This window comes from Halolamina sediminis (genome assembly GCF_001282785.1).
GTDB lineage: Archaea > Halobacteriota > Halobacteria > Halobacteriales > Haloferacaceae > Halolamina > Halolamina sediminis.
Genome location: NZ_CVUA01000001.1, coordinates 582,514 through 602,336, shown reverse-complemented (window position 1 = coordinate 602,336; position 19,823 = coordinate 582,514). Strand labels below are relative to the sequence as shown.

Below are 19,823 nucleotides of genomic sequence, written 5' to 3'. Positions count from 1 at the left end.
TCCGTTACTGCCGGCGTCCGCCGTGTCCCGGGTAGTCGCGCTCGAACCGCTCTCCGATCTCCTCGCCGGAGACCTCCACGATCACCGGCCGGCCGTGCGGACAGGCGTAGGGGTTCTCGCAGTCGTCCAGCGCCGACAGCAGCTCGCTCACCGACCCCTCGGTCAGCGACGTGTTGCCCGTCACCGACGGGTAGCACGCCAGATCCGCGAGCAGCTCGTCGACCGCGTCGTCGACCACCGTCTCGCCGTCGCCCGCGGCAACGAACGCCGAGAGGCTGTCCCGCAGGAGCTCGGGGTCGAGCGTCGCGTCGAACACCGCCGGGACCGCGGTCACTTCGACCGTGCGATCGTCCGCTCGCTCGGCTTCGAACCCGAGCTCCCCCAGCGCGTCGGCCTGGCTCGCGAACAGCTCCGCCTCGCGGGCGGTGAGTTCGAGCGTCACCGGCGACGCCAGCACCTGACTCGCCATCCCGCCGTCGAACTCCCGCTGGAGGCGCTCGTAGTTCACGCGCTCGTCAGCGGCGTGCTGGTCGATCAGGACGAGGCCGTCGTCGGTCTCGGCGACGACGTAGGTGTCCTGTAGCTGCCCGAGCACTCGCAGCGTCGGCAGCGAGTCGAACTCGCCGCCCGCCTCGGCGGTTCCGCCGCCAAGCGCCTGCTGGGTCGCCGTGGCGAACGACCGACTCCGCTCCGGCGTTCGGGCGGACTCGGTCCGGGACTGCTCGTCCGTTCCGGAGTCGGATCGACCGCTCGAAGGGTCGGCTGTATCCGGAGAGTCGGCGAAATCCGGCGTGTCGTCACGGGGAGTGTGGTCTCGACTGCTCTGCGGTGAACGCGATCCGCCGGTCGACGCCGAGGAGCTTCCCGACAGGTCGACCGACCAGTCGTCCGTCTCCTCGCCCGCCGACTCGGTGGTGGTCGCTCCCTCGTCGGTGTCGTCCGTCGACGTTTCCGCGCTGTCGTTCCAGTCCTCGAGTTCGGTTTCGGCCGACTCGTCGTCACGGATACCGCCCGAGGGCGCTGTCGAGTCCGTCGACGGCTCGATCCCCGGGTTCTCGGTCGGTCTGTCGCTACCGGTGGCTCTGCCGAGACCGTCGGCGGACTGCTGCCGATCAGCAGACGAGCCTCGGTCGCCGACGCCGCTCGCTTCCTCGTGGTGCGTGCCGGCGCCGCCGACCGCTTCCTCGTCGTCCTCGCCGGGCCGGACCGGCGTCTCCGCGGCCTGTGAGCGCCCGCGGGGCGCGGAAGTGCGGATCAGCCCCTCGGCCAGCAGCGCGTCCTCGACGGCGTCGCTCACAGCCTCCCGGACGCCCGCCTCGTCGTCGAACCGCACCTCCAGCTTCCGCGGGTGGACGTTCACGTCGACGGTCGCGGGATCGAGCTCGACGAAGAGGACGGCGAACGGGTAGCGGTCCGGCGCCAACTGCCCGCCGTAGGCGTCCAGCACCGCCTCCCGGAGCGTCGAGGCGGTGACGTAGCGATCGTTGACGAACGTCGAGAGGTACTCCCGGCCCGCGCGGGTGGTCTCGGGGTGGGAGACGAGCCCCTGTACGGCGTGGACGGGGGCGTCGTCGGCCTCTGTGGCCCACTCCACGTCGACCATCGACTCCGCGACCTCGCGGCCGTACACCGAGAGCACCGTCGAGCGGAGGTTCCCGGTGCCGTCGGTCGCGAACACCTCGCGGTCGTCGTGCTCCAGCGAGACCGCGACGCCGGGGTTGGCCAGCGCGTACTGCGTTGCGACGGTGTTGACGTGGTCGAACTCCGTCGCGTCGGTCTTGAGGAACTTCCGGCGGGCGGGGACGTTGTAGAACAGGTCCTCGACCTCGACGACGGTCCCTGCCGGGCAGCCCGCCGGCTCGGGCTCGCCGATGTCGCCGCCGGTGACGGTGAGTTCGTGGCCCATCTCGCCGCCGCGGGGCTTCGATCGGACCGTCGTCCGCGAGACCGCGCCGATGGCGGCGAGTGCTTCGCCGCGGAACCCGAGCGTTCCCACACCGGCTTCGAGGTCGGCGATGTCGCCGATCTTGGAGGTGTGGTGGTCCCGGACCGCGAGGTCGAGCTCCTCGGCGGTCATGCCGACGCCGTCGTCGCGGACGCGGATGCCGTCCTTGCCGCCGCGCTCGACCGCGATCGAGACGCGGTCGGCGTCGGCGTCGATGCTGTTCTCGACGAGTTCCTTGACGACGGAGGCGGGGCGCTCGACCACCTCGCCGGCGGCGATGCGCTGGACCGTCTCGTCGTCGAGTGCGGTGATGGTCGGGGTGTCGTCGTGCTCGCTCATCGTCGGTCCACCGCTCGTTCGATCGCGCGCTTCTGGGTGCTGTTCAGGTCGCGCTCGACGGCCTCCGCGGGGTCGAGCCACACCGCCCGGACGTGGTCGCCCGCGAGCGTCGCGCTCTCGGTCGGGCTGTAGGCGCGGTAGATCGTGGCGAACGCGCCGCCCTCGTCGATCTCCCACGCGGTGCTCAGCACGGGCTCGTCGACGTCGATGTCGAGCCCGGTCGTCTCACGGATCGCGCGTTTCAGCCCCGGAACCGGCTGCTCGCCCACGCGGAGCTGGCCCCCGGGGAGCTCCCAGACGCCGTCCTCGTTCTCCAGCAACAGCAGGCGGCGCTCGGGGTCGGGGCCGAGCAGGACCGCCTTCTGGGTGACCGCGAACCGACGGCTCACGGTCGATCCCCTGCGTCGACTCGCTGTGCGTCCATGGAGACACCCACAGGGCGCGGGACAAAGAACGATGCGCTCACTCCTTCCCAGCCGACCAGCCCCGGGGAGATCAGTCGTCCGGCGCGGCTGACAGCGTGCCGCGCCGATCAGTCCTCCGGCGCGGCTGACAGCGTGCCGCGCCGATCAGTCCTCCGGCGCGGCTGACAGCGTGCCGCGCCGATCAGTCCTCCAGCCGGGACTGCCACTCCTCGACGCGCTGCATCAGTTCGATCGGCGAGATCTCCGCGACGTTGGTTCCGTCGAGTTCGTCGAGCACGTCGGCGGCCTCGGGATCGACTGGCTCACCCTCGACGTTCCCGCCACCGTCGCCAACAGTTTCCGGGGTCGCGTCGGCCGCTCCCCCGCCCGGTTCGTCGGCACTCGTCGCGCCCGCGAAGCTGCCCGAACTCAGGTCGAAGACGGCCTGTTTTGGCTCGCCGTCGCCGCCCGAGCCGCGAGCCTCGATGGCCTTGTCCTCGCGCAGGCGGTCGAGCACGTCGCCCGCGCGGTCGACCACGGGGCCGGGCACGCCCGCGAGGTCGGCGACGTGGATCCCGTAGGAGCGGTCGGTCGGGCCGTCCCGAACCGTCCGGAGGAACGTGACGTCGTTCTCCTCGCCCGGCTCGCCGTCGACCGCGACGTGGACGTTCGCCACCCCGTCGAGGTGGTCCGCGAGCGTCGTGAGTTCGTGGTAGTGGGTCGCGAAGAGGGTCTTCGCCCGGACCTCGTTGTGGAGGTACTCTGTCGCGGCCCACGCGATCGAGATGCCGTCGTACGTCGCCGTCCCGCGCCCCACCTCGTCGAGAATCACGAGCGAGTCCTCGGTCGCCGAGTGGAGGATGTTCGAGAGCTCCTGCATCTCGACCATGAACGTCGAGCGCCCCTGTGCGAGCTCGTCCAGCGCGCCGACGCGGGTGTAGATCCCGTCGACGAGGCCGACTTCGGCGGCTCGGGCAGGGACGAAGCTGCCGGCCTGCGCCAAAAGAGTGATCAGCGCGGCCTGTCGCATGTACGTCGACTTCCCGCTCATGTTCGGCCCCGTGACGATCAGGAACCGCCGATCGCGGTCGAGGTGGAGGTCGTTCGGGACGAACTCCGTCGTGGTCTCGACGACGGGGTGGCGGCCGGCCTCGACGTGCAGCGCGTCGCCGTCGGTGAGTTCGGGGCGGGTCCAGTCGTTGCGCGCGGCGTGGTCCGCCAGCGAGGCCAGCGCGTCGACCTCGGCGATCGCGCGCCCGGCGTCCTGCAGGAGTTCGGCGCGGGCGGCGACGCGTTCGCGGAGCTCCTCGAACAGCTCGTACTCCAGTTCCCCGCGGGCCTCCTCGACGCGCATGATCTCCCGCTCTTTCTCCTCCAGCTCCTCGGTGACGAACCGCTTGGAGTTCTTGAGCGTCTTCACCTCGCGGTAGTGTTCGGGCACCTGGTCGGCGACGCTCTTGCCGACTTGGATGTAGTAGCCGTCGGTCTTGTTCCGATCGACGGTGACGTGTGAGAGCCCGTGCTGGCGTTTTTCCCGGTCGGCGAGCGTATCGAGGAACCGCTCCAGCTCCTCGTGGCGCTCGATCAGCTCGTCGAGCTCGTCGTCGTACCCCTCACGGAAGATCCCGCCCTGCGTGACGGTCTTCGGCGGGTCCTCGCGGATCGCCGCGTCGAGGTCGTCCCGGAGGTCGGCGGCGGCCGCGCGGTCGGGCTTCGCGAGCACCTCCGGCAGCGGCGAGGTCGCAAGCGGCGTGTCGTCGATCGCGTCCTCCAGCGCGGGCAGCACCGCGAGCGTCTGGGTTACCGCGAGCAGGTCGCCCGCGTCGGCAGAGCCGGAAGCGGCCCGCGACGCCAGCCGTTCGAGGTCGTAGGCGTCGTCGAGGCAGTCCCGCAGGGCTTCGCGAGCGAGCGCGGCCGAGGCGAGCGACTCGACCGCATCGTGGCGGCGGGCGAGTAGTTCCTGATCGCGGCGGGGGCGCGTGAGCCACTCCCGCAGCAGGCGTCGGCCGGGCGAGGAGACCGTGGCGTCGATGGTGTCGAACAGCGACCCCTCGCTGCCGCCCTGCATCGTCTCGACCAGTTCGAGGTTGCGCTGGGTGGTCGCGTCGAGGTCGAGGTGGTCGTCGGGGCGGTAGTGCTGGAGCCGGCTCATCGCCGCCGAGACGCCGAGGCCGGTGTCCTCGACGTACGCGAGAATCGCGCCCGCAGCCTGCACGGCGGGGGAGTCATCGTCGAGACCGATGCTCTCGAGCGTTGATTCGCCGAACCGCTCGCGGACGCGGTGGCGCGCGCGGCCGGCCCCGAACTCGTCGCTCGGACGCAGCGTGTGGGTGGCGTCGAGGCGTTCCTGCAGCCGCGAGAGCAGGGCGTCGTCGTTGCGAACGCCGGGGCCGGGGAGGAGTTCGGTGGGGGAGAACCGGTAGAGTTCGGCGCTCGCGGCGTCGGCGCCGTCGACGGCCGTGACGAGGAAGCGGCCCGTGGTGATGTCAGCAAACGCGAGGCCGTACTCGCCGGATTGCCCCTCCACGACCGCGGCGAGATACTGGGCGTCGTCGTCGGTGGTCTCGACGAGCGTGCCCGGCGACGCGAGCCGGGTGATCTCGCGGTACTTCGAGCCGTCCTCGGCGTCGAACTGGTCGGCGACGGCGACGCGGTAGCCCCGCTCGACCAGTGCGGTCAGGTAGGGGGTGAGCTCCGAGAGCGGCACCCCCGCCATCGGGTAGGAGGAGCCGTGGGAGGACTTCTGGGAGATCGTGAGGTCGAGCTCGTCGGCGACGGTCTCGGCGTCGTCGGCGAACAGCTCGTAGAAGTCGCCACACTGCATCAACAGCAGATCCGCGTCGGTCTCGGCCTTCAGAGAGAGGAACTCCTCGACGATTCCCTGCGACATGGAGGTGTCTCGGTGGGTTGGTGGCTAAAGCCCTGCGGGTCGCTGGCGGTCGTCGCGGCTCGCGTTTGGCGTGAACCGCAGCTCACGGGTCGCGTTGCTCCCCGTCACCGGGAGCCGGTGGCTCCCGGTTGCCAGCGGGACCTCCGGTCCCGCCCTGTTCGCAGCCGAGACGGTTTACCACTCCCTTCGGTCGTGTTTCCCCGTCTCGCGAATAACGAATCCGCCGTGGGTGAACGGCCACGTCTGGCCGACCGCACGGCGATGCGCGCATCGCCGCGGTGCCGCCCCGATAAGGCCCCTACCCCGAACCGGGGAGCATCGCGACACCCGAAAGAACGGAGCCGAAGTATAAGTGTTTCGTGGGAGCCGGGCGATCAACCCTCGATCAGGCGCTCGAGCTGCTCGGGCGGCACCGCGCCGCGGGCGGCGTGGCCGTCGGCGGCGAACGTCGGCACGCCGGTGACGCCACGGTCGCGGGCGCTCTGGAACTGCGCTTCGAGCCGGTCGGCCCACTCCTCGTCGGTCGCCGCCTTGCGGATCTCCTCGCTGTCGAGGCCGGCCGACTCGGCGACGTCGGCGATCACGTCGGTGTCGCCGATGTCGCGGTGGTCGTCCCAGAACGCTTCGAACAGCGCGTCGTCGAACGCCTCGAACTGCTCGGGGTGTTCCTCGCGAACGTAGAACGCCGCCTGCTGGGCGCTCCAGGAGTCGGTGTCGGGCACCGCGTCGATGTCGAGGGCCACGTCGTACTGCTCGCTCAGGCGCTCGACGTTCTCCCGAACCTGCTCGAAGTAGTCCTCGTCCTTCCCGTCGTCGACGTCATTGCGGATTTCGCGGTTCTCGTCGCGCTTGTGTCCCCGGAGGTCGAAGGGGTGCCACTCCACCGCCAGCGGTGCGTCGCGACCCTCGCGGTACTGTGCCAGCGACGCGCGACCCAGATAGCAGAACGGACAGACGTAGTCGCTGAACACCACTACCTCGTCGGCCTCGACGTCGGTGTCAGCGACGCCCTCTGATTCGGACATACCGGTTCCAGACGTTGAACCGGGAAAAGCACCGGGGTAGCGGCCCCTGCGCGATGCCAACGGGGCCAGCTCGCCCGCGGGCTCCACTTCCCGCGAGCCGGACTCGCGGCCCGGGCGCCGAAGCTTCAAGCACGCCCCCGCCGAGCCCCCGCGCATGGACACGCTCGTCACGAACGGAACGCTGCTCACGATGCGGGGCGAGAAGCTCGGAATCGTCGACGATGGGGTCGTCGCAATCGAGAACGGCCGGATCAGCTACGTGGGTCCGGCAGCCGAGGGGCCGGACCCGAGCGACACGGACGACCACGTCGACGCCGAAGGTGGCGTCGTCATGCCCGGGCTGGTGAACGCCCACACCCACATGGCCCACACGCTGCTCCGCGGCGGCGCACAGGACGTGCCCGAGATCGAGTGGATGAACCGCGCGCTCGGGCCGCTGTCGGCTCACGCCGACGAGGGCGACCGCGTCGCCGGCACGCGACTCGGCGTGCTGGAGGCGGTCCGCGCCGGCGCGACGACGATCTGTGAGTACGCCGGCGAAGTGGGGACGCTCGTCGAAGCGGTGTACCAACCCCTCGGCGTCGACGTAGTCGCCGTCGAGACCATCAACGAGGTGCCCGACGAGCGCGGCGATCTCGGACCCCGAGAGCGCTACCCGTTCGACCGCGAGCAGGGGAAGGCGGCGCTGGCCCGCGCGGACCGACTGTTCGAGCGGTTCGGCGACGAGCCGCTCGTGACGCCCGCCTACGGGCCGCAGGCGCTGGATATGGTGTCGCCCGAACTCCTCGAGACGGTCCAGCAGCACGCCCATGAGCGCGGTGCGAAGCTCCACCTCCACACCGCGCAGGGCGAGCGGGAGGCGATCCAGATCGAGGAGCGCTACGGCACGGACGAGTCGACGGTGTCGGTGCTCGACGATCTGGGGGTCGTCGACGAGTCGCTCGTAGCGGTGCACTGCCACGGCGCGACGCCCGACGAACGCCGGCGGCTCGCGGAAGGCGGTGCGGCGATGCTCGGCTGCCCGTCCTCGATTGCGGCGATCGACGGGATCGTGCCCCCCGTGGCGGAGTTCCGGGAGTACGGCGCCCCCGTCGGGATCGGCACCGATCAGGCACCCGGGCCGGGCCACCACTCGGTATTTCGCGAGGCCCGCACCGCGGCGACGCTCTCGAAAGTCGAGCGGACCGACCCGACGGCGCTCACCGCGCCCGAGGCGCTGCGGCTCGCCACCGTCGGCGGCGCCGAGGCGCTCGGGATCGACGACGAGGTGGGAACGCTCGAAGCAGGGACGCGGGCGGACCTGCTCGTCGTGGAGACGGACCAGCTCTCGACCGCGCCCGCGGTCGAGTCGCCGCTGCACACGGCGGTGCCGAACCTCGTCTACTCGACGACCGGGCGGGAGGTCCGGGACGTGTTCGTCGCCGGCGAACCGATCCTGCGGGACGGGGCGTTCGTCGACGCCGACCCCGAGGCGGCCGTCGCGGTGGCCACCGAACGGGCGCAGGCGCTGTACGAGCGCGCGAGCGAGGACTGGCGCGCCGCGGATCCCGAGCTAGTCGGAGCCGTCGACGACGGCTGGCTCTGAGCGGGGCAGTCAGTGGTCGTGGCCGGTGTCGTCCGCAGCATCACTCCCCGATTCACCGTCCTCGGCCTCGCTGTGGCCCGAGAGGGGCCCCAGCCCCGACGCAGGGTCGAACCCGTCGACGGGCGTGACGGAGTAGTCGACGGTGAGCGTGTCCCGGGTCGCCCGAATCTTGCCGACGAACGTCGAGACTTCCTCGAGGTTCCCCTCCAGCACGAACAGCTCCATGCAGTGGCGCTCGCCGACGTGGGAGTGGAAGTTCGAGGCCACCAGCCCCTCGTGCTCGTGGCGCAACTGCATCATGCGCTCCTCGACGCTCGTGGTCTCGTACTCGAACAGCACGGTGACGACGGCCATGAGGTCGCGGTCCTCCAGCCGGCGGTCCTCGAACTCGCCGAGGAGGTTCCGGGCGGCCTCCCGGATCACCTCGCTGCGACCCGTGTAGCCGTGTTCCTCGGAGAACGTGTCGATTCGCTCGAGCAGTTCCTCGGGCATCGAGACGCTGACGACGGTCATGTAGCAACCGAGGTGCCTCTCGTTAATAATGATTAGCAGTCGCGTGTGCCGACCCGAACGCGTATCCGGGGCGGTGCCGAAGCGCCGCCGATGCTCGTGGTTCACGCGACGTTCCCGATCGACCCGGAACAGCGCGAGGAAGCGCTCGCACGCGCCGCCGAACTCGTCTCAGAGACGCGGAAAGAGCCCGGCGTGATCGAGTACAGCGCCGTGACCGATCTGGTGGAGTCGGATCTCCTGCGGTTCGTGGAGGTGTACGAGGACGAGGCGGCGTTCGCGGCCCACGTCGAGAGCGACCACTTCCAGGCGTTCGAAACGAAGCTCCCGGAGCTGCTCGGGGGCGAACCAGAGGTGATGCGCTACGAGGTCAGCGACGCGTCGGAAGTGGAAGTCTGAGAAGGAGCGAAGGAGCCGAGTGGCGTTAGCGGACCGAGTCGAGGATCAGCTGCTGCTCGACGCGCTTGACCTCGTGCTGGACGTCACGCACCGCGTCGATGTTCGCCGAGATGCTACTGATCCCCTCTTCGACGAGGAAGTCCACCATCTCGGGCTTAGAGCCGGCCTGCCCACAGATCGACGTGTCGACGTCGTGCTCGCGGCAGGTCTCGATCGTCTCGCTGATCAGCTCCAGCACCGCGGGGTGGAGCTCGTCGAAGCGGTCGGCGACGTGCTCGTTGTTGCGGTCGACCGCCAGCGTGTACTGGGTCAGGTCGTTCGTGCCGAAGGAGGCGAAGTCGATGCCCTGCTGGGCCATCTCCTCGACCATCAGCGCGCTGGCGGGCGTCTCGATCATCACGCCCCAGTTGCGCTTCTCGGTGTCGATGCCGGCCTCTTCCATCAGCGCCTTGGCCTGAATCACGTCCTCGGCGTCGTTCACCAGCGGGAGCATGAGCTCGACGTTGTCGTAGCCCATGTCGTACAGCTTCCGGAACGCCGCGAGCTCGTGCTGGAACACCTCCGGCTTGTCCAGACTGCGGCGGATCCCCCGCCAGCCGAGCATGGGGTTGTGCTCGTTGGGCTCGTCCTCGCCGCCCTCCATCGAACGGAACTCGTCGGTCGGCGCGTCGAGCGTCCGGACGCGGACGGGCCGGGGGTAGAACTCCTCGGCGACGCCCTGGATGCCGTCGACGAGCTGCTCCTGGTACGCCTCGGGGCCCTCTTCGGCGATGTACCGCTCCGGGGTTTTGCCCAGCGTGAGCACCATGTGCTCCATTCGGAGCAGTCCCACGCCGTCGGCGCCGGTCGCGGCCGCGCGCTCGGCGGCCTCCGGAATGGAGACGTTGACTTTCACCTCGGTCGCGGTCATCGGTTTGACCGGCGTCTTGGGGCGGACCTCCTCGACGGGCTCGTGGTCGGGCTCGGCGGGCTCGGTTCGGCCCTCGATCACGGTGCCGCGGTCGCCATCGATGGTGACGACCTGATCGTCGACGAGCTCGCGGGACCCGCTGCCGGTGCCGACCACCGCGGGGACGCCGAGCTCGCGGGAGACGATCGCGGCGTGGCTGGTCATCCCGCCCTCGTCGGTGACGATCCCCGCCGCGCGCTTCATCGCGGGCACCATGTCGGGCATCGTCATCTCGGTGACGAGCACGTCGCCGTCACCCACCTTGTCGAGCTGGTCGAGCTCGGTGACGACGCGGACCTCGCCCGAGACGACGCCCGGCGAGGCGCCGAGCCCCCGCAGGATCACGTCGCCCTCGCCGTCGTCCTCCGTCTCGCGCTCCTCCTCCAGATCGGCGTCGCCGTCGTCGATCGTCGTGATCGGCCGGGACTGGAGCATGTAGATCTCGTCGTCGGCGACCGCCCACTCCACGTCCTGTGGCTCGTCGTAGTGGTCCTCGACGCGCTCGCCGAGCTCGACGAGATCCTCGATCTCGTCGTCGGAGAGCACCCGTTCGTTCCGCCGGTCCGGCGACACCGGCTCCTCGACGGTCTCGCCCGTCTCGGGGTCCTTGATCATCTTGACCTTCTTGTCGGCGACGGTCACCTCCTCGACCGAGTCGGCGTTCCGGTCGTACACGTAGTTGTCCGGGGAGACCGTCCCCGAGACGACCGCCTCGCCCAGCCCCCACGCGGCCTCGATGATCAGTCGGGGCTCGCCCGTCGAGGGGTGGGAGGTGAACATCACGCCGGACTTCTCGGCGTCGACCATCTTCTGGACGACGACCGCGATGTCGACCGCGTCGTGGGGGAAGTCCTTGCGCTCGCGGTAGTAGATCGCGCGCTGGGAGAACAGCGACGCCCAGCACTCCTTGACGCGTTCGAGCAGCGCCTCCTCCGTGACGTTGAGGAACGTCTCCTGCTGGCCCGCGAAGGAGGCGTCGGGCAGGTCCTCGGCGGTCGCCGAAGAGCGCACGGCGACGAACGCCTCGCCGTCGTCGAGGTTCCCGTAGGCGGCGAGGATCTCCTCGCGCACCTTCTCGGGGAACGGCGTGTTCAGGATCAGGTCGTGGGCGGTGTCGGAGGCCTCCTTGAGCGCGGCGGAGTCCTCCGGGTCCACGTCCATCGCCGCGAACAGTTCCTCGTCGATGCCCGCCTCCTCGATGAACGCCCGATACGTCCCCGCCGTGACCACGAATCCCGGCGGTACGGGAAGCCCGGCCTCGGTGAGTTCACCGAGTGAAGCTCCCTTCCCGCCGACCGTCTCCAGGTCCGCGGCGCGAACGTCGTCGAGCCAGAGTACTCCCATCAGGTAGGAATGCCGGTGTAGCGATAAAGAAGGTTCCGGAGATTTCGGGGGGAGCCGTGTTCGGGCCTACTCGAACACCGCGTCGAACGCCGACGCCCCCAGCGGGTCGAACGTCCCGGCAGCCAAGTCCTCGCGGACGTGGCTGGGCCGGCCCATGCCGACCAGCGCCGCGGCGACCGCCGGCGCCGAGCGCGCGAAGTTGATCGCCCGCTGGGCCGGGCTGTCGCCGGCGAGTTCGGCCGAGATGTTGTCGGGGAGCCCCTCGACCAGTTCGCCGCCCATGAGTGCCGCGCTCGCAAACACCGACAGCCCCTCGCGGTGGGCGAACTCCAAGGCGCTCACCGCCTCGCCGCTCTCGGGGTCCTCGTGGTGAGCGCTGGTGAACGCGTCGGCCATGTGGACGTTGAACGGCAGTTGGATCGCTGCGAGCCCGTGGTCGTCGACGTCGCCGCCGACTGACTCGGCGGCCGAGCGGGCACAGTCGAGCACGCGAGAGAGCGAGAGATATTGATCGTGGTCGGCGGGCACGCGGAACGCCTCCCACGAGGCGACGCCGTAGCGGTCGATTCGACCCGCAGCGATCTCACGTTCCAGCTGCTCGAAGGCGGCCTCGATCCGGTCGTACACCTCCTCGCGGGGGTGTTCCGCGAACTGCGTCTCGGGGTTGTGGACGTAGTAGCAGTCGATCGTCTCGACGCCCAGCACGTCGAGCGAGCGATCCAGCATCGTTTCGAGGAACGCGGGCGCGATCGCGTGGCTCCCGCGGGCGAGGTCGGCCGGATCGACGATTCCGGTCTCGACGAACTGCTCGCGGACGTATTCTGCCGGCTCGGCGGGGCGCTCGCCGTCGAACGGGACGAACCCACCCTTCGTCGCGAGCAGCACCGCATCGCGGTCCACGTCTGCGGTTTCCAGCGCGTCGCCGACCACGCCCTCGGCACGGCCACAGCGGTAGTCGGGCGCGGTGTCGAGGACGTTACAGCCGTTCTCCAGCGCGGTCACGAGCGCGTCCCGGTGGCGGTCGTCGACCGCGGCGGTCGGCTCGCCCTGGTAGCTGCCGGCGCCGATCGAGGAGACCACGCCGGGGCCGAACCGACGGAAGAAGGTTCGCCCGTACCGATCGCCGAACCGATCCCGGTAGCGCCACGTCGCGTCACGGGTCGCCATTGTCGGACGGAGGGCGCGGCTCGGCATATGGCTGCCGGACGACGGGCAGTGTGTCGGGGCGACGCCGCCCGATCGCGCCGGCGTCGACCGCTACACGTCGCCTTCGAGGCTGTGGAAGATTCGCTCGATCAGCTCCTCGCGGGACGCCTCCTCGTCGGCCGGGAGCTGCCCGCCGCCCATCCGGGCGTGGCCGCCCGCGCCGGCCGCCGGAATGCTCTCGACGGCGTTCTCCAACGCGCGACCCATGTGGACGCGGTCGTCGCGTGAGCGGCCGGAGAGGTGGACTGTCCCGTCGCGCTCGCCGACGACGACGACCGCCGTGATGCCTTCGAGCGTGATGAGCTCGTCCGCAGCCTGCGGGATGGCGTCGGCGTTCGACAACGTCCCCACATCGCTGACCGCGAACGAGCCCTCGACCTGCCGGCCGGCGATGGCACGTGCCTTCACGTCGAGCGTCTCGCCGCTGACCTGCGGGTTCGCGATCCGGTCGAGGGAGTCCTCGTCGACGCCGGGCGCGATCGAGGCCGCGGCGTTGAAGTCCGGCGCTGCCGCGCCCGTGGTGAGGTGGCGAGTGTCCGCGAGAATGCCGTACAGGAGGCCGGTACACTCCCGGGAGGGGAGCGTGAAGCGCGCGGCGACCTCGCTTTCGTGGACGTCCGGCGGGACGGGCTTGCCGCCCACGTCGGCGAAGTACTCCGCGACGATGCTGGCGCTGGCGCCGTAGTCGGTCCGAACGTCGGTGAACTCCTCGCCCGTCCCCTCGCCGGGGTGGTGGTCGACGACCGCGAAGGGGAGCACGCCGTCGGCGCCCTCGAACCCGCGGGGTTGGTTGTGGTCGACCAGGACGACCGACTCCGCGGCGAGCTCGGAGACGTGGTCGATCTCCTCGATGTCGAGGTCGAGTACGTTCCGGAACGCGCGGTTCTCCTGGTGGCGGATCTGGCCGGAGAACTGGATCGTCGACTCACAGTCCACCTGCTCTGCCAGCCGGGCGATGCCGATCGCAGCCGCCATCGCGTCCGGGTCGGGGTCGGGGTGCATCAGCACCGCGACCCGGTCGCGGTCCGCGAGCGCCTCCTTGAACCGGACGCCTATCGGGCGCCGGTAGCGAAGCAGCGCGAGGGCGACGATGACCGCGAACACGGTGACTGCCGCCGCCCCGGCGACCAGCTCGGGGTTCCCCCGGACGAACTGCTCGGCTTTCGCGAGCGCGTCCGCGTAGCCGGCGGCCTGCATAGGTGACTCTCTCCGGCCGGGAGGGGAAGTAGTTTCGGCACGCGTCCCGCCGAACCGTCTTTACCCGTTCCGCCCGAAAACGCGGGTATGGAGTTCGAGCGACGCCGCGAGCGGCTGGTCGAGCGACTCCGTGACCGCGGGATGATCGAGCGCGAGGTGACCGCAGCGGCGATGCGGGCGGTGCCGCGTCACGAGTTCGTGCCCGCGGACCGACGGGGCGAGGCCTACCGCGACCGGCCCCTCCCGATCAGCGAGGGACAGACGATCTCGGCGCCGCACATGGTGGCAGTGATGGTCGACCGCCTCGGCCTCGAACGCGGGGACCGGGTGTTGGAGATCGGGACGGGGTGTGGCTACCACGCCGCGGTCACCGCCGAAGTCGTCGGCGAAGAGAACGTCTTCTCGGTGGAGTACGTCGCGGAACTGGCCGACCGCGCCCGCGAGACGCTCGACCGACTGGGGTACGATGTCGCGATCAGGACCGGCGACGGCCACGAGGGGTGGCCCGAACACGCGCCCTACGACGCCGCCTACCTGACCTGTGCGGCCGAGCAGGTGCCGTCCGGGATCGTCGAACAACTCCGACCCGGGGGACGGATACTCGCTCCTGTCGGCAGCGCGCGACAGGAGTTAGTCCGGCTGACCGTCCGCGAGAACGAGCGAACGGAGCGCGAGACGTTCGGCGGCGTCCGGTTCGTCCGGATGCAGGGCGAGTGAGGACCCAAACTGCTTTCACACGAATTCCCCATCTGGATGACGATGCCGACCGCTGGAGATTCAGAGCTCGACACGCCGGCGCTTGCGCTGCTGTGGGCCGCCCGTGAGACGGGGCTGCTCGCGGCGCTCGTCGAGGGGGCCGGGGACGAACGCGAGGCCGCCGACGCCGCCGGCGTCACCGAGCGTGCCGCCCGGATCGTCACGGACGCGCTGACCGACCTCGGCTTCCTGCGCCGCGTCGACGGCGCCGTCGAGCCAGCCAACCGCGCGCTGGGGCTGCTTGCGACCCGTGACCTCCGCTCGGTCGGCACGGTCCCGGCCGCGCTGGATCGGTTCGCTACCTACGCCGAACTCCCGCGGACGATGGAGAGCGGCGTCCCGCCCGTCGACCCCGACGAGCGCGTCCGCCACCGCCTCGGCGCCGCAGAGGCAGTCGACGACACGACCGTCCAGGCGACCGTCGACGCCGCGCTCGCCGCGAATACCGACGCCGAGCGGGCGCTCGTGGTCGCCGACGGCCCCGGCCGGCACGCGAGAGCGCTGGCGGATCGGGGGCTCGACGTGACGCTACTCGACGGCCCGGCCGTGATCGAGGCCGTCGAACCGCTGCTCGAGTCCACGCTCGTCACGACCAGAGCGGGCAGTCTCGTCGACGTGGAGGCGGCGTTCGACCTCGTTCTGATAGTCGACGGCGCGTGGCGGCAGGGGGCCGAGGAGAACCGGTTCACCGTGCTCGCTGCGGCGGACGTGCTCTCCCCCGGCGGCGCCGTCGTCCTGATCGAGCCGCTCCGGGACCGGTCCGCGGCCGCGGTCGAGGTGGCGGCGACCGCACTCGCGACCGGCACCGGCGAACCCTACACCGAGTCGACGGTCGTGAAGTGGTTCGTCGACGCCGGGCTGGCGGAAGTCGAGACGAGCGACGTGCCCGGAACGCCGTACCAAGCCGTCGTCGGGCGACTGGAGGCTGACGACCCGGCGATCTGACGCACCGCCGAGTTCAAATACCCGCGTCACCGAACCGCGGCTATGGACCCCGCGGTGCTCCGGGACGACATGGTCGACGGGCTGGAACACACCCTCGGCCGGCCGCTCCCGGAGGAGATCGGGCTCGCGATGCGGACGGTACCGCGCCGGGAGTTCGTCGAGGAGGCGCCGTACGACAACCGCCCGCGGACCGTCGACGGCGCCGTCACGCTCGCGCCCGGGACGGTCGCACGGCTCCTGACCGCGCTCGACCCGCGAGAGGGCGAGGAGGCGCTGGTCGTCGGCGCCGGCGGCGGTTACACCGCCGCCGTGCTGGCGGAGATTCTCGGCGGGCGCCACGTCCACGCGCTCGACATCGCCCGCCCGCAGGTGTACCGCGCCCGCTCGAACCTCGACGCGGCAGGCTACGGCGAGGTGCTCGTGGACTGCCAGGAGGGCTCCGCCGGGCTGCCGGAGTACGCCCCCTACGACCGGATCCTGATCGAGGCCGGCGTCGTCGAACCGCCGCGTCCCCTGCTCGAACAGCTGGCCGACGACGGCCGGATCGTGTTCCCGAAGGGCAACGGGGACCAGACGCTCGTCGCGGTGACGCGCGACCGCGACGCCCCGGACGGCTACCGGCGCGTCGACGAGCGTGGGCCGGTCCAGTTCGCGCCGCTGCTCGTCGACGGCGAACAGCCCGGCGTCACCCGTAACCGAACCCGGCGGGAGGACCGCGAGCGCGCCGAGCGCGGCGCCTCGCCCGGCTGGGAGCACGAGTGGCTCGACTGGGACGAGCGGCTCTCGGGTCGCGAACGCAGTTCGGGCGCGCCCGACTACGGCGACTACGGCGACCGGCGGTAGGGCGACGCGCGGACCACGTCCCTCGCGGTGACGCCGGCGAGTGCCGGCCGAACGAGCGGGTACTGTGGTATCGGCCGCGGCGAGTGAGCCTCGCCGTCGGGGCGTTCCGAACAACTCATTCGCCGATCACCAACACGTGGCTGTTCTCGCGGCGGTCGACGTACGATCCCCCAGCCGGCGGCTTCACGTCGAGCGTGAGCGTCCCCTCGGCCTGGTTCGAGCCGAGCGCCGGATCGATCGAGACGGTGGCGTTGCCGTCCGATCCGGTCTTCGCGGTCGCGACGCCGTCGAGGCTCGCTGTCCCGCCGTCGACGATGACCGTCGCCCCCGAGACGGGGTTCCCGTCAGGGTCGACGACCCGCACCGTCAGTTCCTGTTCCCCGGTCTCGACCACCTCGGGCGTCGGGCGCACATCCACCTCGGACGCGGCGAGCCCGCCGACGCCGTTGACGAGGTTCAACATCACGCTCAGACACGCGGCGCCGACGACCAGCGAGACGACGAGGCGAACCGGGAGCCCCTCGATCGCGCGTTCGTCGTCGCGCAGTTCGGCGATGCCGTCGGCGACCCGCCCGCGAACTCGATTCGGATCGAGCATGGGCACGGTGGTTCCGTCATCGCACTTGAAAGAGCGGACGAGCACTCAAGGGGGGTGACGCGACCACCCTCGGTATGCACGTCGTCGGTCGCGAGCGCGACGGGCCGAGCGAGAGCGGAACAGGAAGCGAGCCGCCACCGATGGCCGGCCACCTCGGCCGGTATCTCGCCCGCGACGGGAGCCGCGGTGCCCGCGTGGGGATCGACGTGGACCGCCCGCACGCCGCGCTCGTCGTGGGCAAGCGCGGCGCCGGGAAGTCACACACGCTCGGCGTGCTCGCCGAAGCGACCGCGCGGGCCGACGGTCTCGCGCCGGTCGTCGTCGATCCGATGGGGGCGTTCCCGGGGCTTGCGGCCGAGACGATCGGCGATACCGGGACCGTCCCGGCGAACGTGATCGAGCGGCCGACAATCCGGGCCGACGCGCTGCCCGCGTCGGAGTGGCCGGCACTGGTCGGACTCGATCCGACGAGCGCGGCCGGTGGGCTGATCTGGGAGGTCGCCGCGTCGTCGTCGACGCTCCCCGGGATGCTCGATCGAGTCGAGGGGACCGACTGCGTGCCCGAACTCCGGCGGACAGCGAGGAACCACCTCCGGCGGGCGCGAGAGTGGGCGGTGTTCGACCCTGACGGGCTCGACGCCGACGACCTGTTCGGGCCGGCGGCGACCGTCCTCTCGCTGTCGGGCGTCGACGATGCGCCGACGGGCGCCGTCGTGGCCGCGGTGGCGCGGCTGCTCTACGACGCTCGGACGGGCGACGGGTGTCCGGACCGGCTGCCGTGGCTGTTCGTCGACGAGGCACACGTCGCCGTCGACGGCGTCGCGGGCACGGCGCTCCGGACGCTCCTGACTCGAGGGCGTGCGCCGGGCGTCTCGCTCGTTCTCGCGACGCAGCGACCGTCGGCGCTCCCGGCGGTCGCCGCCTCACAGGCCGACCTCCTGCTCGCCCACCGACTCACGAGCGAGGCCGACATCGAGGCGCTCGCGGCCGCGAGTCCGACGTACCTCTCCGGAACGCTCGGGGACCGACTGCCGAGCGGGCGGGGCGAGGCGCTGATTGTCGACGACGCAACCGAGTCGACACACACGATCCGAGTCCGGGACCGGCACACGCCCCACGGCGGCGACACGCCACGAGCCAGCGAGGTCGCCGCGGAGGGATCGACCGACCCACGAATAGAAAACGACAGGTGCGAGCGCTCGAAGAGGGGACCGTGAGTCGACCAGACGATCGGAGCGGTGATCGGGCGTGGGACGACGGCGTGCCGACGTTCAAGGAGCGACTCGGGCTGGCGATCCGACAGAACCCGGTTCGCGGGATGGTGATCGCCGCGCTGTTCCTGCTCTCGCTCGTGTTTCTCGTCGGCGGGCTGATCGAGTTCCGCGACGCGATCTGGGGGGCGATCGTCGGCTTCGCGTCGGCCGTGTTGGCCGGGAACCTACCCGCACTACTCGCGGTCGCGGTGGTGCTGGTCGGCGTCGGGACCGCGACGCTACTCCTGCGGCGCGCCTGACGACAACTGCTCGCGGTCGATCGCCGCCCGGATCGCCGCAGCGAGCGCCTCCAGCCCGGGCGTCCCGGACAGTCCGGGCAGCGCGTCCTCGTACGCCGCGAGCGTCCCGGAGACGAACGTCCCCTCGCCGGCCGGGCTGTCCCCGTGACCACCTCGGGACCCGTCGGCGGCAGCCTCGACCTTGTCGGCCGGGATCGTGTTGCCGGCGTCGCCCGCGGCGACGAGCAGACCGTGCTCGCCGCCGACCGCCATGAGTTCCTCGTGGGCGGCTCGGGGCAGGTCGCCGGCGACGAACGTGAGGGTCACCGCCTCTGCCGGGTCGGCACCGTCGTGCTCCCGGAGGGCGGTGTTACGTGCGACCTCACGGGGCGTGACGCCAGTGAGTTCGGCCGCGTGGACGCCCGCTTCGTCGTCGTTCTCGTGGGCTGCAGGACCTGCCTCGATCGCGCGCCGGTCGCCGAGGAAGTCGGCGACCGCGGCCACGTCGGCGGTCTCCGGCACGTCGTGGGTGCGGACGATGTCCGCGCCGCGTTCGACCTCCATCGTCGCCGCCGCGAGGCTGACCGCGAGCTGGTCCTCGGTCTCGGGGCGGTCTGCGATATCGCCGAGGAAGTCCTCGCGGTTGGTCGCGGTCAGTATCGGACGGTTGAACGCCCGGAACTCGCGGAGCCGGCGGAACATCTCCCAGTTGTCCTCGTACGTCTTCTCGTCGTACCAGCCGCCGAAGGCGGGGTCGATGATCGTCTTCTCGGTGAAGCCACCGCGAGCGAGCGCGGCGAAGCAGTCGTCGATTGAGCGGAGGTGGCCCGGCGACTGAATGTCCGGCGGCGACGCCATCTTCACGACCGCGGCGTCGTGTTTCGCACAGACGTCGGGCATGTCGGGGTCGGCGAAGCCACACACGTCGTTCACCATGTCGAAGCCGCGGGCGAGCGCCTCGTCGGCGACCTCGGCGTAACGCGTCTCGATCGACCAGACCGCGTCACAGTCCGCGCGATCGAGCACTTCGAGCGCGCGTTCCAGCCGTTCGAGTTCGGTGTCGACCGCCTGCCACGGGTTCTTGGGGTTCGAGGACTGGAGCCCCACGTCGATGATGTCCGCGCCCTCGGCGGCCATCTGCTCGGCGTGATCCACGGCGCCGTCCACGTCGCCCCAGGTGCTGGGGTCGTAGTTCGACTCGACGCTCATGTTCAACACGCCCATGATCCGTGGCGGGTGGCCGTCCCCGACCGGGAGGCCAGCGACGTCGACGGGGTTCATGGTCGTGGGTCCGGCGGCGGAAGCTAAAGCGTGCTGGAAGCGGCCGACGCCGGCCGCGTCGTGCCGCCCGCACAGCGTCGCTCTGCCGGTCCCGATGGGTTCAACTCCGCCCGGC

At 70.8% G+C, this 19,823-nt stretch carries 17 protein-coding genes; 7 read left to right on the top strand and 10 right to left on the bottom strand.

Annotation, left to right across the window (positions count from 1 at the left end; translation table 11 throughout):
• Positions 1–4: 4 nt before the first annotated feature.
• The 4 genes from mutL to BN1959_RS03085 form a co-directional block, all read right to left on the bottom strand.
• A complete protein-coding gene (mutL, locus tag BN1959_RS03100; protein WP_053947252.1) occupies positions 5–2,284 on the bottom strand; it encodes a DNA mismatch repair endonuclease MutL in 2,280 nt (759 codons plus the stop codon).
• Entirely contained in the window at positions 2,281–2,673 is a 393-nt protein-coding gene (locus BN1959_RS03095; RefSeq protein ID WP_053947251.1) for an NUDIX domain-containing protein, read from the bottom strand. Before BN1959_RS03095 ends, mutL begins: the two co-directional genes overlap by 4 nt.
• A 217-nt stretch (positions 2,674–2,890) precedes the next feature.
• Entirely contained in the window at positions 2,891–5,578 is a 2,688-nt protein-coding gene (gene mutS, locus BN1959_RS03090; RefSeq protein ID WP_053947250.1) for a DNA mismatch repair protein MutS, read from the bottom strand.
• Positions 5,579–5,952: 374 nt separating this feature from the next.
• Entirely contained in the window at positions 5,953–6,603 is a 651-nt protein-coding gene (locus tag BN1959_RS03085; protein ID WP_053947249.1) for a DsbA family oxidoreductase, read from the bottom strand.
• 154 nt (positions 6,604–6,757) lie between these two features.
• Here BN1959_RS03085 and BN1959_RS03080 point away from each other — a divergent pair, with 154 nt between their 5' ends.
• Positions 6,758–8,188, top strand: coding sequence for an amidohydrolase family protein (locus tag BN1959_RS03080; protein WP_053947248.1), 1,431 nt, complete (start codon positions 6,758–6,760; stop codon positions 8,186–8,188).
• Positions 8,189–8,197: 9 nt separating this feature from the next.
• Here BN1959_RS03080 and nikR read toward each other — a convergent pair whose 3' ends face one another.
• Positions 8,198–8,701: a nickel-responsive transcriptional regulator NikR gene (nikR, locus tag BN1959_RS03075; RefSeq protein ID WP_053947247.1), complete on the bottom strand. Its 504-nt coding sequence runs from the start codon at positions 8,699–8,701 to the stop codon at positions 8,198–8,200.
• 90 nt (positions 8,702–8,791) lie between these two features.
• Between nikR and BN1959_RS03070 the strand changes: the two genes are divergently transcribed.
• Positions 8,792–9,097 (top strand): putative quinol monooxygenase, encoded by a 306-nt coding sequence (locus BN1959_RS03070; RefSeq protein WP_053947246.1) that lies wholly within the window; start codon positions 8,792–8,794, stop codon positions 9,095–9,097.
• 25 nt (positions 9,098–9,122) lie between these two features.
• On the opposite strand, the gene ppsA is transcribed toward BN1959_RS03070, so the two are convergent.
• From ppsA to BN1959_RS03055, 3 genes are all read right to left on the bottom strand, one after another.
• Entirely contained in the window at positions 9,123–11,390 is a 2,268-nt protein-coding gene (gene ppsA, locus BN1959_RS03065; protein ID WP_053947245.1) for a pyruvate, water dikinase, read from the bottom strand.
• Between the two features lie 66 nt (positions 11,391–11,456).
• The gene (locus BN1959_RS03060; protein WP_053947244.1) at positions 11,457–12,557 is read right to left on the bottom strand and encodes an aldo/keto reductase; all 1,101 of its coding nucleotides are present in this window, start codon (positions 12,555–12,557) and stop codon (positions 11,457–11,459) included.
• 90 nt (positions 12,558–12,647) lie between these two features.
• The gene (locus BN1959_RS03055) at positions 12,648–13,793 is read right to left on the bottom strand and encodes a DHH family phosphoesterase (protein WP_053947243.1); all 1,146 of its coding nucleotides are present in this window, start codon (positions 13,791–13,793) and stop codon (positions 12,648–12,650) included.
• A gap of 87 nt (positions 13,794–13,880) precedes the next feature.
• Between BN1959_RS03055 and BN1959_RS03050 the strand changes: the two genes are divergently transcribed.
• From BN1959_RS03050 to BN1959_RS03040, 3 genes are read left to right on the top strand one after another with little or no spacing between them, the layout of a single operon-like run.
• On the top strand, positions 13,881–14,510 hold the full coding sequence (locus BN1959_RS03050; protein ID WP_053947242.1) for a protein-L-isoaspartate(D-aspartate) O-methyltransferase: 630 nt from the start codon (positions 13,881–13,883) through the stop codon (positions 14,508–14,510).
• Between the two features lie 42 nt (positions 14,511–14,552).
• Positions 14,553–15,494, top strand: coding sequence for a hypothetical protein (locus tag BN1959_RS03045; protein WP_053947241.1), 942 nt, complete (start codon positions 14,553–14,555; stop codon positions 15,492–15,494).
• A gap of 42 nt (positions 15,495–15,536) precedes the next feature.
• Positions 15,537–16,337, top strand: coding sequence for a protein-L-isoaspartate O-methyltransferase family protein (locus BN1959_RS03040; RefSeq protein WP_053947240.1), 801 nt, complete (start codon positions 15,537–15,539; stop codon positions 16,335–16,337).
• 115 nt (positions 16,338–16,452) lie between these two features.
• Here BN1959_RS03040 and BN1959_RS03035 read toward each other — a convergent pair whose 3' ends face one another.
• Positions 16,453–16,935 (bottom strand): Ig-like domain-containing protein, encoded by a 483-nt coding sequence (locus tag BN1959_RS03035; RefSeq protein WP_053947239.1) that lies wholly within the window; start codon positions 16,933–16,935, stop codon positions 16,453–16,455.
• Positions 16,936–17,009: 74 nt separating this feature from the next.
• Here BN1959_RS03035 and BN1959_RS03030 point away from each other — a divergent pair, with 74 nt between their 5' ends.
• Positions 17,010–18,152, top strand: coding sequence for an ATP-binding protein (locus BN1959_RS03030; protein WP_053947238.1), 1,143 nt, complete (start codon positions 17,010–17,012; stop codon positions 18,150–18,152).
• Positions 18,149–18,448, top strand: a complete 300-nt coding sequence (locus tag BN1959_RS03025; RefSeq protein ID WP_154018211.1) for a hypothetical protein — start codon at positions 18,149–18,151, stop codon at positions 18,446–18,448. The genes BN1959_RS03030 and BN1959_RS03025 overlap by 4 nt, the downstream gene beginning before the upstream one ends.
• On the opposite strand, the gene folP is transcribed toward BN1959_RS03025, so the two are convergent.
• Positions 18,428–19,708 carry a dihydropteroate synthase gene (gene folP, locus BN1959_RS03020; protein WP_053947236.1) on the bottom strand — a complete coding sequence of 427 codons (1,281 nt, stop codon included), beginning with the start codon at positions 19,706–19,708 and terminating at the stop codon, positions 18,428–18,430. The genes BN1959_RS03025 and folP overlap by 21 nt on opposite strands.
• Positions 19,709–19,823 lie beyond the last annotated feature (115 nt).